Source organism: Shewanella marinintestina (genome assembly GCF_023283845.1).
Lineage (GTDB): Bacteria > Pseudomonadota > Gammaproteobacteria > Enterobacterales > Shewanellaceae > Shewanella > Shewanella marinintestina.
In genome coordinates this window covers 172,515-186,835 of the sequence record NZ_JAKILC010000006.1, presented here as the reverse complement: position 1 = coordinate 186,835, position 14,321 = coordinate 172,515, and the positions used below count along the sequence as shown (strand labels likewise).

General features: G+C 44.0%; 11 protein-coding genes. 10 read left to right on the top strand and 1 reads right to left on the bottom strand.

Annotated features, from left to right (window positions below; genetic code table 11):
* The first annotated feature begins 4 nt into the window (after positions 1-4).
* The 5 genes from carB (at position 5) to secF (ending at position 7,859) form a co-directional block, all read left to right on the top strand.
* Positions 5-3,226: a carbamoyl-phosphate synthase large subunit gene (carB, locus tag L2747_RS08765; RefSeq protein ID WP_248998678.1), complete on the top strand. Its 3,222-nt coding sequence runs from the start codon at positions 5-7 to the stop codon at positions 3,224-3,226.
* A 331-nt stretch (positions 3,227-3,557) separates the two neighbouring features.
* Entirely contained in the window at positions 3,558-4,034 is a 477-nt protein-coding gene (gene greA / locus L2747_RS08760; RefSeq protein ID WP_248998677.1) for a transcription elongation factor GreA, read from the top strand.
* A 185-nt stretch (positions 4,035-4,219) separates the two neighbouring features.
* Positions 4,220-4,765: a hypothetical protein gene (locus tag L2747_RS08755; RefSeq protein ID WP_248998676.1), complete on the top strand. Its 546-nt coding sequence runs from the start codon at positions 4,220-4,222 to the stop codon at positions 4,763-4,765.
* A 357-nt stretch (positions 4,766-5,122) separates the two neighbouring features.
* Positions 5,123-6,937 (top strand): protein translocase subunit SecD, encoded by a 1,815-nt coding sequence (secD, locus tag L2747_RS08750; protein WP_248998675.1) that lies wholly within the window; start codon positions 5,123-5,125, stop codon positions 6,935-6,937.
* Between the two features lie 4 nt (positions 6,938-6,941).
* Positions 6,942-7,859, top strand: a complete 918-nt coding sequence (gene secF, locus L2747_RS08745; RefSeq protein ID WP_248998674.1) for a protein translocase subunit SecF — start codon at positions 6,942-6,944, stop codon at positions 7,857-7,859.
* Between the two features lie 108 nt (positions 7,860-7,967).
* Here the strand turns inward: secF and yhbY are convergent, their stop codons facing one another.
* Positions 7,968-8,267: a ribosome assembly RNA-binding protein YhbY gene (gene yhbY, locus L2747_RS08740; RefSeq protein WP_220780365.1), complete on the bottom strand. Its 300-nt coding sequence runs from the start codon at positions 8,265-8,267 to the stop codon at positions 7,968-7,970.
* A 93-nt stretch (positions 8,268-8,360) separates the two neighbouring features.
* Between yhbY and rlmE the strand changes: the two genes are divergently transcribed.
* The 5 genes from rlmE (at position 8,361) to tpiA (ending at position 14,320) form a co-directional block, all read left to right on the top strand.
* The gene (rlmE, locus tag L2747_RS08735) at positions 8,361-8,990 is read left to right on the top strand and encodes a 23S rRNA (uridine(2552)-2'-O)-methyltransferase RlmE (protein WP_248470992.1); all 630 of its coding nucleotides are present in this window, start codon (positions 8,361-8,363) and stop codon (positions 8,988-8,990) included.
* Positions 8,991-9,059: 69 nt separating this feature from the next.
* Complete coding sequence (ftsH, locus tag L2747_RS08730; RefSeq protein WP_248998673.1) at positions 9,060-11,003, top strand: ATP-dependent zinc metalloprotease FtsH; 1,944 nt, start codon at positions 9,060-9,062, stop codon at positions 11,001-11,003.
* Between the two features lie 58 nt (positions 11,004-11,061).
* Positions 11,062-11,904 carry a dihydropteroate synthase gene (folP, locus tag L2747_RS08725; RefSeq protein ID WP_248998672.1) on the top strand — a complete coding sequence of 281 codons (843 nt, stop codon included), beginning with the start codon at positions 11,062-11,064 and terminating at the stop codon, positions 11,902-11,904.
* 98 nt (positions 11,905-12,002) lie between these two features.
* On the top strand, positions 12,003-13,340 hold the full coding sequence (gene glmM, locus L2747_RS08720; RefSeq protein ID WP_248998671.1) for a phosphoglucosamine mutase: 1,338 nt from the start codon (positions 12,003-12,005) through the stop codon (positions 13,338-13,340).
* 197 nt (positions 13,341-13,537) lie between these two features.
* Positions 13,538-14,320: a triose-phosphate isomerase gene (tpiA, locus tag L2747_RS08715; RefSeq protein WP_028769143.1), complete on the top strand. Its 783-nt coding sequence runs from the start codon at positions 13,538-13,540 to the stop codon at positions 14,318-14,320.
* The last annotated feature ends 1 nt before the right edge of the window (position 14,321 follow it).

The window sequence follows — 14,321 nt, the reverse complement described above, 5'->3', positions numbered from 1 at the left end:
AGCAATGCCAAAACGTACAGATATAAAGAGTATTCTTATCCTAGGTGCTGGACCAATCGTAATTGGTCAAGCCTGTGAGTTCGACTACTCAGGCGCCCAAGCCTGTAAAGCCCTACGCGAAGAAGGCTACCGAGTTATTCTAGTTAACTCTAACCCTGCAACTATTATGACTGACCCAGAGATGGCCGATGCGACATACATCGAACCAATTCACTGGGAAGTAGTACGTAACATTATTGCTAAAGAGCGTCCTGACGCGATTTTGCCAACAATGGGCGGCCAGACTGCACTTAACTGTGCACTTGAGCTTGAAAGCCGCGGCGTACTAAAAGAGTTTAACGTTGATATGATTGGCGCAACTGCTGATGCAATCGACAAAGCTGAAGACCGTAGCCGTTTTGATAAGGCAATGAAGTCAATTGGCCTTGAGTGTCCACGTGCGGGTATTGCTCACACAATGGAAGAAGCTTATGGCGTATTAGACCAAGTGGGCTTCCCATGTATTATCCGTCCGTCTTTCACCATGGGGGGCAGCGGCGGTGGTATCGCTTATAACAAAGAAGAGTTTGAGGATATCTGTTCTCAAGGTCTTGAGTTATCGCCAACTAACGAACTGCTTATCGACGAATCTTTGATTGGTTGGAAAGAGTACGAGATGGAAGTGGTCCGTGACCGCAATGATAACTGTATTATTGTTTGTGCAATCGAAAACTTCGACCCAATGGGCGTGCACACTGGTGACTCAATCACTGTTGCGCCAGCACAAACACTAACGGATAAAGAATACCAGTTGATGCGTAATGCATCGCTAGCGGTTCTACGTGAGATTGGTGTTGAAACTGGTGGTTCAAACGTACAGTTTGGTATCAATCCGAAAGATGGCCGTATGGTTATCATCGAGATGAACCCACGTGTATCGCGCTCATCTGCACTGGCATCTAAAGCAACGGGTTTCCCAATTGCTAAGATTGCAGCCAAGCTAGCAGTAGGCTTTACACTTGACGAGTTAAGCAACGACATTACTGGCGGCGCAACTCCTGCATCATTTGAACCAGCAATCGATTATGTTGTGACTAAAATTCCTCGTTTTAACTTCGAGAAATTTGCGGGTGCAAACGACCGTCTAACCACACAGATGAAGTCTGTGGGTGAAGTGATGGCGATTGGCCGTACTTTCCAAGAGTCACTGCAAAAAGCGCTTCGCGGTCTTGAAGTTGGCAAGAATGGTTTATGTCCACAAATCGACTTGGCAGATCCTGAAGCATTATCTCGCATTCGTCATGAGCTGAAAGAGCCAGGCGCAGAGCGTATTTGGTATATTGCTGACGCATTCCGTGCCGGTCTTTCTGTAGAAGATATTTTTGGTCTAACTAATATCGACCCATGGTTCCTTGTGCAACTTGAAGACTTACTTAAGTCTGAAGCAGACGTTGCTGAAGCCGGTCTTGCTGGTTTGAACGAAGATTTCTTACGTAAGCTTAAGCGCAAAGGTTTTGCTGATTCACGTCTAGCAGCACTTGCTGGTGTAAGCGAAACGGAAGTTCGTAAGCTACGTACTCGTTTTGAAATCCACCCAGTGTATAAGCGCGTTGATACCTGTGCGGCTGAGTTCTCAACCGACACGGCTTACATGTACTCTACTTATGAAGAAGAGTGTGAAGCTAACCCGTCTAATCGTGACAAAATCATGGTACTAGGTGGTGGTCCAAACCGTATTGGTCAAGGTATTGAGTTTGATTACTGTTGTGTGCACGCGGCGTTAGCGCTACGTGAAGACGGCTATGAAACCATCATGGTTAACTGTAACCCTGAAACCGTTTCTACCGACTACGACACATCAGATCGCTTGTACTTCGAGTCAGTGACATTTGAAGATGTGCTTGAAATCGTGCGTATCGAGAAGCCAAAAGGCGTTATCGTACAGTATGGTGGTCAAACACCACTTAAACTTGCACGTGACCTAGAAGCTGCTGGCGTACCGATTATTGGTACTAGCCCAGATGCAATCGACCGCGCTGAAGACCGTGAGCGTTTCCAGCAAGCGATTGAACGTTTAGGCATGAAGCAGCCAGAAAACGATACTGTAACCACAGTTGAAGGCGCTGTTATTTCTGCAGAGCGTATCGGTTATCCGCTAGTTGTTCGTCCATCTTATGTACTTGGTGGCCGCGCAATGGAAATCGTATATGACGAGCAAGACTTACGTCGTTACTTTAACGAAGCGGTAAGTGTTTCTAACGCATCTCCAGTGCTACTTGACCGTTTCCTAGATAACGCAATCGAAATCGACATCGATGCAGTGTGTGATGGCGAAACCGTTGTGATTGGCTCAATCATGGAGCATATCGAACAAGCAGGTGTTCACTCTGGTGACTCAGGTTGTTCACTGCCTCCATACAGCTTAAGCCAAGATATTCAAGACCGCATGCGTGAGCAAGTGGGTAAACTGGCAATGGAACTAGGCGTAATTGGCCTAATGAACGTGCAGTTTGCGGTGAAGGATAACGAGATCTACATGATTGAAGTTAACCCTCGAGCAGCGCGTACCGTGCCATTTGTATCGAAGGCAACGGGTGTACCATTAGCTAAGATTGCTGCACGAGTGATGGCTGGTCAAAGCCTTAAGTCACAGAACTTCACTGAAGAAGTTATTCCGCCATTCTACTCTGTAAAAGAAGTGGTTTTGCCGTTTAACAAGTTCCCAGGTGTTGACCCACTGCTTGGCCCTGAAATGCGCTCAACTGGCGAAGTAATGGGTGTGGGTGACACGTTTGCTGAAGCGTATGCTAAAGCGCAGCTTGGTGCGACTTCTGAAGTGCCTAAGTCTGGCCGTGCATTACTATCTGTACGTAATAGCGATAAGGCTCGCGTAGCTGATTTAGCGGCGCAGTTAATCGCATTAGGTTATGAAATCGATGCAACTCACGGTACAGCGGTTATCTTAGGTGAAGCGGGTATTAACCCACGTCTAGTTAACAAGGTACACGAAGGTCGTCCTCATATTCTTGACCGTATCAAGAACGGTGAGTACACCTATATCGTCAACACGACTGAAGGTCGCAAGGCGATTGAAGATTCACGTCAGTTACGTCGTGGTGCACTGCGGTACAAAGTGAACTACACAACGACTTTGAATGCTGCATTTGCAACTTGTATGGCTCACTCAGCGGATGACCGCTCGAATGTGACTTCAGTACAAGAACTGCATAAGCGTATTACTAAGTAAGTTAAGCGAAGCTTGAAATAAAAGGCCGCTTTAAGCGGCTTTTTTATTGTTTGAGGTTAATCACTGCGATAGAGCAGACATTAAATAAATATTTATGCGGCTTTGCTAGCAACTGCGTTGAAGGTTGAGTAAGCTCTACTGTCTTGTATCGCCATTTGAATCAAATATAGTATTACTAGCTTGAATGACTGCTAGATCGCGAGCAAGTACAGATTAAGGTGCATCGATTGCCCTCTACGTTTACAATAACGTAATTCCACCAGATTTTACCTTGCCAACGTATCATGTTGAGTGAGGCCTGCTTTTGTTTTAAAGGAGACGAAAGAAGCTTATGAGTACGGTTCCAATGACCATTGTCGGTGCTGCACAGCTGCGCAAAGAATTAGATCACCTTAAATTTGAGCGTCGTCCAAAGATTGCCGAAGCAATTGGCGAAGCGCGTGAATTAGGCGACTTAAAAGAAAATGCTGAATATCACGCTGCCCGTGAAGAGCAAGGTTTATGTGAAGCACGTGTAAGAGATATCGAAGGTAAATTGTCTCACGCGCAGATCATCGATGTTACGACTATGGCTAACAATGGCCGCGTAATCTTCGGTTCAACTGTCACCATTTTAAATGTTGATACAGATGAAGAAGTCACTTACCGCATCGTAGGTGAAGATGAAGCTAACATTAGAGAAAATCTTTTGTCAGTGAGTTCACCAATTGCACGTGGTTTAATTGGTAAGAATTTAGACGACGAGATCTCAATCGTAACGCCCGGTGGCACTAACGATTTTGAAATTATCAAAGTTGAATATATCTAATACTGGCTTCTTTAGTATTTAGATAATCATAAAAAACCGCTTCTTAGCGGTTTTTTTGTTGCTGAAGAGCTGCGAATAGACAATTAAGTGTTTGTAACGCCTACAGAGTGGGTTTAGTATAATGCTGACTAAAAGTTTTGTTTAATAGGGATTGAGTGCAGCTATTCTGGCGGTTTGGATTAATAATGTTATTCATAGGAGGATTATTCCTGTCGCCTATGTCTGTTATTGCGTCTGAACAAAGTTTAATTAGCCAGTTCACTTCAGTTCAAGTCGACACTCAAAACGCTATTACTGCTAGCCAGCAACTTGCTGCTTCATCGCTGCCACAGGACGATAAACCGTTAAATACTCACTCGCATTTAACGGATACAGATCTAATTGGCTTAACTCAGCTTGAACTTATTAGCATCAACGGTTCACCTAAAGGGTTACCAATAACGCTAAGAGAGCAGCCAGCCAAGCAGCCCAGTGGTAATGAGTCTGAGTATGCGCCACTAGTTTCTCAACGTTTTGTCAGCTTTGCACAGCATGACCCACTGCAAAGCCGTCCCCAATATTTGCTAGCTTTTGAGTTTTTATCGCCACCGATCCCGTCCCTTGTGATCGGTTATCGCATTGATGTTAAGCCAACAGTTGATTGGTCATTACACATTAATGGCTGCTCACATCGACTTTCCGCATGGAAAGAGTCCAACCTCCTTTATCGTTACTCTCAAACTCGAGCTTAGATCGACTCGATAGGCCTTAGGGTTTATCTCATTTCATTTAAAACAACACCGCTACCGAGAATGGTCTAGTTTGCGACGCTTTTATTTGAGCTTATATTTTGCTTCTTAATAAAACAGTAGGCCTAAGCCATAGATACTCTGATCATTAGTCTAGATAACAACTCTTAATTAATGCATTAGAAAGCAAAGCTATTGTTAGCTAACTATTAGTTACTAGCCATTAAAAAAGGGCTTAACGCTATGGGGTTGCAAACAAAGCATGCGCTCTTGGTAACGACAAATGAACGGCCTTTGAAAAGAGCTGGAACCTTCCACCTTTTGACCGTTCACCATCGCGTATTTAGTGAAGAGCGAAATATGAGAGAGCAAAATAAAGCAACAATTCTGAACCATTACTCAGCCTGGAAATATGTGCTGTTAGTGGTCACTATCACCGTAATGCTATTTAGTGCATTGCCAACATTTTTTGGCGAAGATGCAGCGGTACAAATAGCGCCGGAAGCCCAACTTAATATTAACCCGTTGGAGCTGCATCAGTTATTAGTATCTAAAGGCATCGATTTAAAACGAATCGATCAAGCCCAAGGTAAAACTACGGTCATTCTTGCTGATAATACTCAGCAAGCAGAGCTTAAAACGTTATTAGGTAACCAAGTAGAAGACCCATCAAAATTGACGTTAACCTTGGCACCAGCAGCGCCTAATTGGCTATTGTCTTTGGGGGTTACCCCGATAAAACTAGGGCTAGATCTACGCGGAGGGGTGCAGTTTTTATTAGATGTTGAAATCGAACCTGTTTATAAGTTGCATAACAATGCCTTTGTTGAAGCGGTTAGGCAGTTTGTACGTCAAGACTCCTTGTTTGGTGTGAGTGTTAAGCAACAAGTTGATGGTGGCGTGCATATTTCGGCAACGGATCTTAACCAGCGCGCGGTTATTCGTGAGTTCATTAAAACCCAATATCCTAATTGGCAAATGTCTAATTCTGGCGATAATTCGTTACAACTGGCTTTGTCTGAAACTGAAAAGTTCAATATTCGCGACTTGACGGTAAAACAAAACCTGCAAATTATGCGCAGCCGCATTGAGCAACTAGGGATTACTGAGGCTGTGGTACAGCGCCAAGGAGAGCACCGTATTCGCATTGAACTACCGGGTGTGCAAGATCCTGCGGCAGCTAAATCAGTGATTGGTGCCACGGCAAGTTTGGCTTTTTATCAAGTTAAACAGCCAGGCTCTGTTAATGCTAAAACCCTAAGAGATGAGCAAGGCCAAGCTGTATATGTTGCTAGGCGTCCAGTATTAGGCGGCGAGCACATAGTCGATGCTCGTGCATCGCTTGGCGAAATGGGCTTACCTGAAGTGGTTATTCATCTTGATCGCGATGGCGGTAGCATGATGTCGGACTTTTCTCGTCACAACATAGGCAAACCAATGGCTACATCTTACAGCGAATACAGCCGTGATGATAAAGGTCAAATCAGACAAACTACCGAGGTTATCAGTGTTGCAACCATCCAATCTCAGTTAGGCGATCGCTTTAGTATTACTGGTGCTGGCAATTACGCCGAGGCGCAGCAACTGGCGTTATTGCTTCGAGCCGGTTCAATGACTGCACCTGTCACTATTGTAGAAGAGCGCACAATTGGACCGAGCTTAGGTGAAGAGAATATTACCAATGGTTTTTCAGCCCTTGCGTTAGGTATGGGAGTTACCTTGCTGTTTATGGGGCTTTGGTACCGCCGACTTGGCTGGGTGGCAAACGTGGCGTTAATGGCCAATATGATCTTAATTTTTGGCTTGATGGCGTTAATCCCTGGAGCAGTTTTAACTTTACCTGGTATTGCAGGGTTAGTGCTTACTGTTGGTATGGCCGTTGATACCAACGTACTTATCTTTGAGCGAATTAAAGATAAGCTAAAAGAGGGGCGAAGTTTTGCTCATGCCATCGATCGAGGCTTTGACAGTGCGTTTTCAACCATTGTTGATGCTAACTTCACCACCATGATCACTGCAGTTGTACTTTATGCCATTGGTAATGGGCCGATTCAAGGCTTTGCATTAACCCTCGGGCTTGGTTTGTTGACCAGTATGTTTACTGGAATATTTGCATCGAGAGCGCTGATTAACTGGGCTTATGGTAGCAACTTTAGTCGTAACGTGAAGGTGTAATATAATGAATAATATTAATCTGAAAAATTTAAAAAGTTTAAGCAAGTTAACTAAAGCTCGTTACCTTTCAAGTGTATTTTCGTTACTGCTCATGCTGGGATCCGTGGCGATTATCGTGGCTAACGGTTTTAATTGGGGGCTGGATTTTACTGGCGGCGTAGTGACCGAAGTTAAGTTAGATCCTAATATTAACGCGGCGCAAATAAGCCAAGTGCTTGGCAAAGAGTCAGCGCAAGAAGTCAGTGTTATTTCGGCAGGTGAACCTGGGCGTTGGGTATTGCGTTACGCTATAGTGGATAATGCCGCGACGGGTGACATTAAAACGGTATTGGCACCTTTAACTAATAATGTTGAAGTACTCAATTCTAGTATCGTGGGGCCGCAAATTGGCCAGGAATTGGCAGAACAAGGAGGTTTAGCATTACTTGCCGCTATGCTTTGTATTTTAGGCTATTTAAGCTTTCGTTTTGAATGGCGCCTTGCAAGTGGCGCGCTATTAGCGCTCTTCCATGACGTTATTTTTGTATTAGCCTTTTTTGCCTTAACACAAATGGAGTTCAACCTAACCATTTTAGCCGCGGTGTTGGCTATTTTAGGTTATTCACTTAACGATTCTATTGTTATTGCAGACAGGGTACGCGAGGTTTTAATAGCTAAACCGAAAATGGCAACAGATGAGATTTGCAGTAGCGCAGTAAAAGCGACGTTTTCAAGAACTATGGTGACCAGTGGCACCACTTTGTTTACCGTTGGCGCGCTGTGGATTATGGGCGGGGCACCTTTACAAGGCTTCTCTATTGCCATGTTCCTAGGGATTATGATTGGTACTTTGTCGTCAATTTCGGTAGGAACTTGTTTGCCTGAATTATTGAAAGTTAAAGCTGAACACTATGAGGTAACGCCGATTAGCGACACGCCGTAGAATTTTATTCGTATAAACATAGGATAAAAAAAGAGCCGCTGATTAATCAGCGGCTCTTTTTATTTATCTTGCATTGACAGCGATAAAGATTAAAGCTGTCTTTGCTAATTACTTTGCCTTTGGCACAGCAATTTTCATTTCTTCAGACTGACGGAACAGTACTAGAACGTGACCGATAAGCTGTACTTTTTCAGCTTTAGTTTCACGTACAATGGCATCTACGATAGCGTTTTTAAGTTCTCTGTCACCAGAGGCTACTTTCACTTTAATCAATTCATGATAAGAAAGTGCATTATCAATTTCAGCCAGTACACCTTCAGTCAAGCCGTTGCCACCAAGCATCACTACAGGCTTGAGACTGTGCGCTAAGCCTTTTAAGTGCTGTTTTTGTTTGGTTGTTAAGTTCATTTATACCAACTTTATGCTGAGTTACTGTTGAAAACCCGCTATTCTACCCTTATATATGCTTTGTGTAACTCTCAATTTTGTTGCGGATTTTAAATGTCAGGAAAAAAACGAACGGCTAGCTCCTCTCGCTGGATGCAGGAACATTTCGACGATCACTATGTCAAACTATCACAAAAGCGTGGTTTAAGGTCGCGCGCGGCCTTTAAGCTTGAAGAGATCCAAGAAAAAGATAAACTCATTCGACCGGGAATGACGGTTGTCGATTTAGGTGCTGCACCGGGTGGTTGGTCGCAAATTGCCGTTAAATTGGCTGGAGACAAGGGTAAAGTTATCGCGTGTGATATCTTGCCGATGGATCCAATTGTTGGTGTTGATTTCCTACAAGGCGATTTTCGCGAAGAAAAAGTACTGGATGCATTATTAACTCGTGTTGGTGATGCTAAAGTCGATGTGGTGTTATCTGATATGGCACCGAATATGAGTGGTTCTGGTGGCGTTGATCAACCTCGAGCCATGTATTTAGTGGAGCTTGCGTTAGATATGTGCCATCAAGTTTTGGCGCCAAACGGATGCTTCGCGGTTAAAGTCTTTCAGGGGGAGGGCTTTGATGAATACATGAAAGCGGTTAAAGAGGCGTTTAAAACGGTTAAAACACGCAAGCCCGATTCTTCACGACCACGTTCGCGTGAAGTCTATCTTGTGGCGACGGGCTACAAGTTATAGTAATCTATCGTAAGTACTCTAACATTTGTTTTCGAAAGACTTTAAAAGAGGTCGAGTAATTTGAGTGACATGGCAAAAAATTTAATTCTCTGGGTTGTCATCGCTGTAGTGTTGATGTCAGTTTTTCAGGGCTATTCCCCCTCTTCATCAACTAAGACGAAGATGGATTATTCAACCTTTTTGGATGATGTTCGCTCAGGGCAGGTTAGTACTGTCGAAGTGAAAAGCGACCAACGTACAATTGAAGGTACCACGCGTTCAGGTGAAAAATTTGTCACCATTATGCCGATGCCAGATCTTGATTTAATCAACGATCTTGACCGTAAAGGCATCATGATGAAAGGCCAAGAAGCTGAAGAGTCGGGTTTCTTAACTCAAATCTTTATCTCTTGGTTCCCAATGCTATTGCTTATCGGTGTGTGGATCTTCTTCATGCGTCAGATGCAAGGCGGTGGCGGTAAAGGTGCTATGTCGTTTGGTAAGAGTAAAGCCAAATTGATGAGCGAAGACCAAATTAAGACGACTTTTGGCGATGTTGCAGGTTGTGACGAAGCAAAAGAAGACGTTAAAGAATTGGTTGATTACCTAAAAGAGCCTACAAAGTTCCAAAAGCTCGGTGGCCGTATTCCTACTGGTGTGTTGCTAGTTGGTCCACCAGGTACAGGTAAAACTTTGCTCGCGAAGGCGATTGCTGGTGAAGCAAAAGTACCATTCTTTACTATTTCAGGTTCTGATTTCGTAGAAATGTTTGTTGGTGTTGGTGCATCTCGTGTACGTGACATGTTCGAGCAAGCTAAAAAGTCTGCACCTTGTATTATCTTTATCGATGAAATCGATGCTGTAGGTCGTCAACGTGGCGCAGGTGTTGGTGGTGGTCACGATGAGCGTGAGCAAACACTTAACCAAATGCTAGTAGAGATGGACGGTTTCGAAGGTAACGAAGGTATTATTGTTATTGCTGCGACTAACCGTCCAGACGTATTGGATGCTGCATTACTTCGTCCAGGTCGTTTCGACCGTCAAGTAGTTGTAGGTTTACCTGATGTACGTGGTCGTGAACAGATCCTTAAAGTGCATATGCGTAAAGTACCTTTAGCTGATGGCGTTAAAGCAAGTGTAATCGCTCGTGGTACACCTGGTTTCTCTGGTGCAGACCTTGCAAACCTTGTTAACGAAGCAGCCTTGTTTGCTGCTCGTAACAGCCGCCGTGTTGTAGGTATGGAAGAGTTTGAAAGTGCAAAAGACAAAATCATGATGGGTGCTGAGCGCCGGACCATGGTGATGTCTGAAGACGAAAAAGAGATGACGGCTTATCATGAAGCGGGTCATGCAATCGTAGGTTGTTTAGTCCCTGAGCACGACCCTGTGCACAAGGTGACTATTATTCCTCGTGGTCGTGCGCTTGGTGTGACGTTCTTCTTGCCTGAAGCAGACGCTATCAGCCAAAGTCGTCGCAAACTTGAGAGTCAAATCTCGGTTGCTTATGGCGGGCGTATTGCAGAAGATATTATTTATGGCAGTGAAAAAGTCTCGACGGGTGCTTCACAAGACATTAAGTATGCAACCTCTATTGCGCGTAACATGGTTACTCAGTGGGGCTTCTCTGAAAAGCTAGGTCCAGTACTTTACGCTGAAGATGAAAATGAAGTGTTCTTAGGACGCAGCATGGGTAAATCTCAGCACATGTCTGATGACACTGCGCGTGTTATTGACGCTGAAGTTAAAATGCTAATTGATGCAAATTATGAACGTGCACATACTTTCTTAACCGAAAATATGGATATTCTTCACGCAATGAAAGATGCATTGATGAAGTACGAAACTATTGATGCGAATCAAATTGACGACTTAATGGCACGTCGTGAAGTACGTATGCCTGCTGAATGGGAAAAAGATCAGCAGTCAAACGACAAAGACAACAATGATACTTCTTCTGAAAAGAAAGAAGAGATCAAGGAAACTAAAGAAGACAAGCCTGACGTCAGCGACGCTGATGAATCACCAGCTAAGTAAACTTTAGTGAAATTAAGAAAACCCCTTTTAGGGGTTTTCTTGTTTACGGTACTTTATTTTGTCGAAATTAATCTCTAATGGTAAAACGCTTGAGTTAAGTTCTCCGCTCGTTATGGGGATCCTCAATGTGACCCCCGACTCCTTTTCTGATGGTGGTGAGTTCTCATCATTTACGAGAGCTTGCCAGCAAGCCGATTTGATGGTGGCGCAAGGCGCCAAAATTATTGATATAGGCGGTGAGTCGACTCGCCCTGGTGCACAAGATGTGTCAGCTGAAGATGAGCTAGCGCGAGTGTTACCGTTAATTGAGTATATAAGCGCTAAGCATGATGTTTGGATTTCTATCGATACCAGCAAAGCTACCGTAATGGAAGCCGCGGTGAATGCTGGCGCGCATTTGATTAATGATGTCAGGGCGCTACAAGAGCCTGGGGCACTTGAGGTTGCAGCAAAGCTTAATGTGCCTGTTTGCTTAATGCATATGCAGGGGCAACCACGAACCATGCAAGACGCGCCTCATTATGATGACGTCATAGCTGATATTAATCAGTTTTTTGAGCAACGAGTTTCAGCTTGTGTTGCCGAAGGCATCAAGCGCGAAAATATTGTGCTTGATCCTGGTTTTGGGTTCGGTAAATCATTGGCTCATAATTATGAGCTACTGAATCGCATAAGCGAGTTTTCTATATTTAACTTGCCTATTCTGGCTGGGCTTTCACGTAAGAGTATGTTCGGCCAATTACTTGGACGTGAGGTATCACAAAGACTTAGTGCAACTCTTGCTGGTAATATGTTGGCTATACAGTCAGGTGCCAAGATCGTGCGGGTACATGACGTACAAGAAACCTGTGACATGATAGCAGTGTTAGACGCTGCAAAGAATTTTAAAACTTTAGCATAACACTTGGCTTTTTATGCCGGCGGTTCAGCTAGGGTTAGTATTTTTTACGGTAGAATCGATGGATTTAGATCTACCTGATTATTAAGTTTGGAGTTCAAGTGAAGCAAAGACAATTTTTTGGAACAGACGGTATTCGCGGTAAAGTTGGCGCGGGTAAAATGACCCCAGAATTGGCGCTAAAACTAGGTTGGGCGGCTGGACGTGTTTTATCTCGTGCTGGCACCCATAAAGTTATTATTGGTAAGGATACTCGGATCTCTGGTTACTTATTTGAATCTGCGTTAGAGGCTGGTTTGTCTGCCGCAGGTATTGATGTAATGCTTATCGGTCCTATGCCTACTCCCGCAGTTGCTTATCTTACGCGCACATTCCGCGCTGAAGCGGGTATTGTGATTAGCGCATCTCACAACCCTTATTACGATAACGGTATTAAGTTTTTTGCCAACGATGGTAGCAAGCTTGATGATGACGTTGAGCTGGAAATTGAAGCAGAGCTTGAAAAACCATTAGCATGCGTAGAATCTCACTTGCTAGGTAAAGTTGCGCGTATTGATGATGCAGCTGGTCGCTACATTGAATATTGTAAGAGTCACTTCCCTGCAGAACAGACTTTAAGTGGCCTTAAAATTGTGGTCGATTGTGCTCATGGCGCAACTTACCATATAGCACCTAGTGTGTTTAGAGAGCTAGGAGCAGAAGTTATTGCTATTGGCGATAAACCTAATGGCTTAAACATCAACGATAAAGTTGGTGCAACATCTATGGCGAAGATCTGTGAAACTGTGTTAGCTGAAAATGCTGATTTAGGTATTGCACTAGATGGTGATGGCGACCGAATTATGATGGTTAATCGTCATGGTCGTGTGATTGATGGCGATGAAATTTTGTATATTTTAGCCTGTGATGCTCAGCAACGTGGCATTCTTCGCGGTGGTGTTGTTGGTACTTTAATGTCAAATCTTGGCTTAGATCTCGCATTACAAGCGCTTAATATTCCATTTGTACGCTCTAAAGTGGGCGACCGCTACGTCATGGAACTATTAAAAGAACACGATTGGCGCATCGGTGGTGAAAACTCCGGTCATATTTTGAATCTGGATCATGGTACAACTGGTGACGGCATTGTTGCGGGTATTTTGGTCGTGGCTGCAATGCAGCGTCAAAATGCAAGCTTAGAACAACTGACTGAAAGTATTACTATGTTGCCGCAGGTACTAGTGAATGTTCGCTTCGAAGGGGATAATGACCCTCTTGCTTCTGAGGTTGTACTAGCAGCTAAAGCTGAAGTAGAGCAAAAACTGGGGGCTCGAGGCCGAGTTCTATTGCGTAAATCGGGAACAGAGCCGCTACTGCGTGTGATGGTTGAAGGCGATGAGCAAGAAGCTGTTACTGAATATGCTAACTATATTGCAGATGCCGTTCGTAATTTAGTTTAGTAATTAATGTAATAAACAAGGCAAATTTAGCCGTAGCGATTGAAATTACAGCAAAGGTAATCATTAATTGTACGGTTAGGTTCTTGGTAGCGCAAAAAACGCGCGTTCCCTCCGAGAATATAAAAAATAACGCCTTTAGGTATTGTAACTTAACAAGTGGTTCGCTATTATTCACGCCGCTTTCAAAGGAGACAGTGATGGCACTTAGACGTCCCATGGTTGCTGGTAATTGGAAAATGAATGGCAGTGCGCAACTAGCGCAAGAGCTTTTCAAAAAATTCGCTACTAAGCTCCAAGATGATTCAGCGGAAGTGGTATTATGTCCACCTTCTATTTACTTAGAAAGTGTTCGACAACTACTAGATGAAAACAAAGAAGCCTTAAACGGCTGCTTAGTCAGAATGGGCACACAAAACATAAGTCAACATGACTTTGGTGCATATACTGGCGAAATATCTGGTCAGATGTTAAAAGATTCAGGATGTCGATATGTTATTATCGGCCATTCAGAACGTCGCCGTATGTACGGAGAGACGAGTGATATCGTAGCAGAGAAATTTGCTGCAGCTCAAAAACATGGTTTGACCCCAATCTTATGTGTTGGTGAGTCAGGTCCAGCTCGTGAAGCAAGACGTACTTTTGAAGTGATTGCTGAAGAGTTAGATGTGGTCATTGAAAAAAATGGCACTATGGCTTTTGACAACGCGATTATCGCCTACGAGCCATTATGGGCAGTAGGAACGGGTAAGAGCGCTACGCCAGAGCAGGCTCAAGAAGTTCATGCGTTTATTCGCAAACGCCTCTCTGAAGTATCTCCATTTATCGGAGAAAATATCAGGATTTTGTACGGTGGCAGCGTAACACCGAGTAATGCAGCAGATTTGTTTGCTCAACCTGATGTAGACGGTGGATTGATTGGCGGTGTTAGCCTCAATGCTACCGAATTTCTCAGTTTATGTACGATAGCGATGAGCGCATAAT

What these genes read in the sequence shown, in the direction of transcription:
- greA (WP_248998677.1), top strand. Translation starts at nt 3,558, where the DNA reads ATGAGTACGGTTCCAATGACCATTGTCGGTGCTGCACAGCTGCGCAAA.
- secD (WP_248998675.1), top strand. Translation starts at nt 5,123, where the DNA reads ATGAGAGAGCAAAATAAAGCAACAATTCTGAACCATTACTCAGCCTGG.
- secF (WP_248998674.1), top strand. Translation starts at nt 6,942, where the DNA reads ATGAATAATATTAATCTGAAAAATTTAAAAAGTTTAAGCAAGTTAACT.
- rlmE (WP_248470992.1), top strand. Translation starts at nt 8,361, where the DNA reads ATGTCAGGAAAAAAACGAACGGCTAGCTCCTCTCGCTGGATGCAGGAA.
- L2747_RS08755 (WP_248998676.1), top strand. Translation starts at nt 4,220, where the DNA reads ATGTTATTCATAGGAGGATTATTCCTGTCGCCTATGTCTGTTATTGCG.
- carB (WP_248998678.1), top strand. Translation starts at nt 5, where the DNA reads ATGCCAAAACGTACAGATATAAAGAGTATTCTTATCCTAGGTGCTGGA.
- yhbY (WP_220780365.1), bottom strand. Translation starts at nt 8,267, where the DNA reads ATGAACTTAACAACCAAACAAAAACAGCACTTAAAAGGCTTAGCGCAC.
- tpiA (WP_028769143.1), top strand. Translation starts at nt 13,538, where the DNA reads ATGGCACTTAGACGTCCCATGGTTGCTGGTAATTGGAAAATGAATGGC.
- ftsH (WP_248998673.1), top strand. Translation starts at nt 9,060, where the DNA reads ATGGCAAAAAATTTAATTCTCTGGGTTGTCATCGCTGTAGTGTTGATG.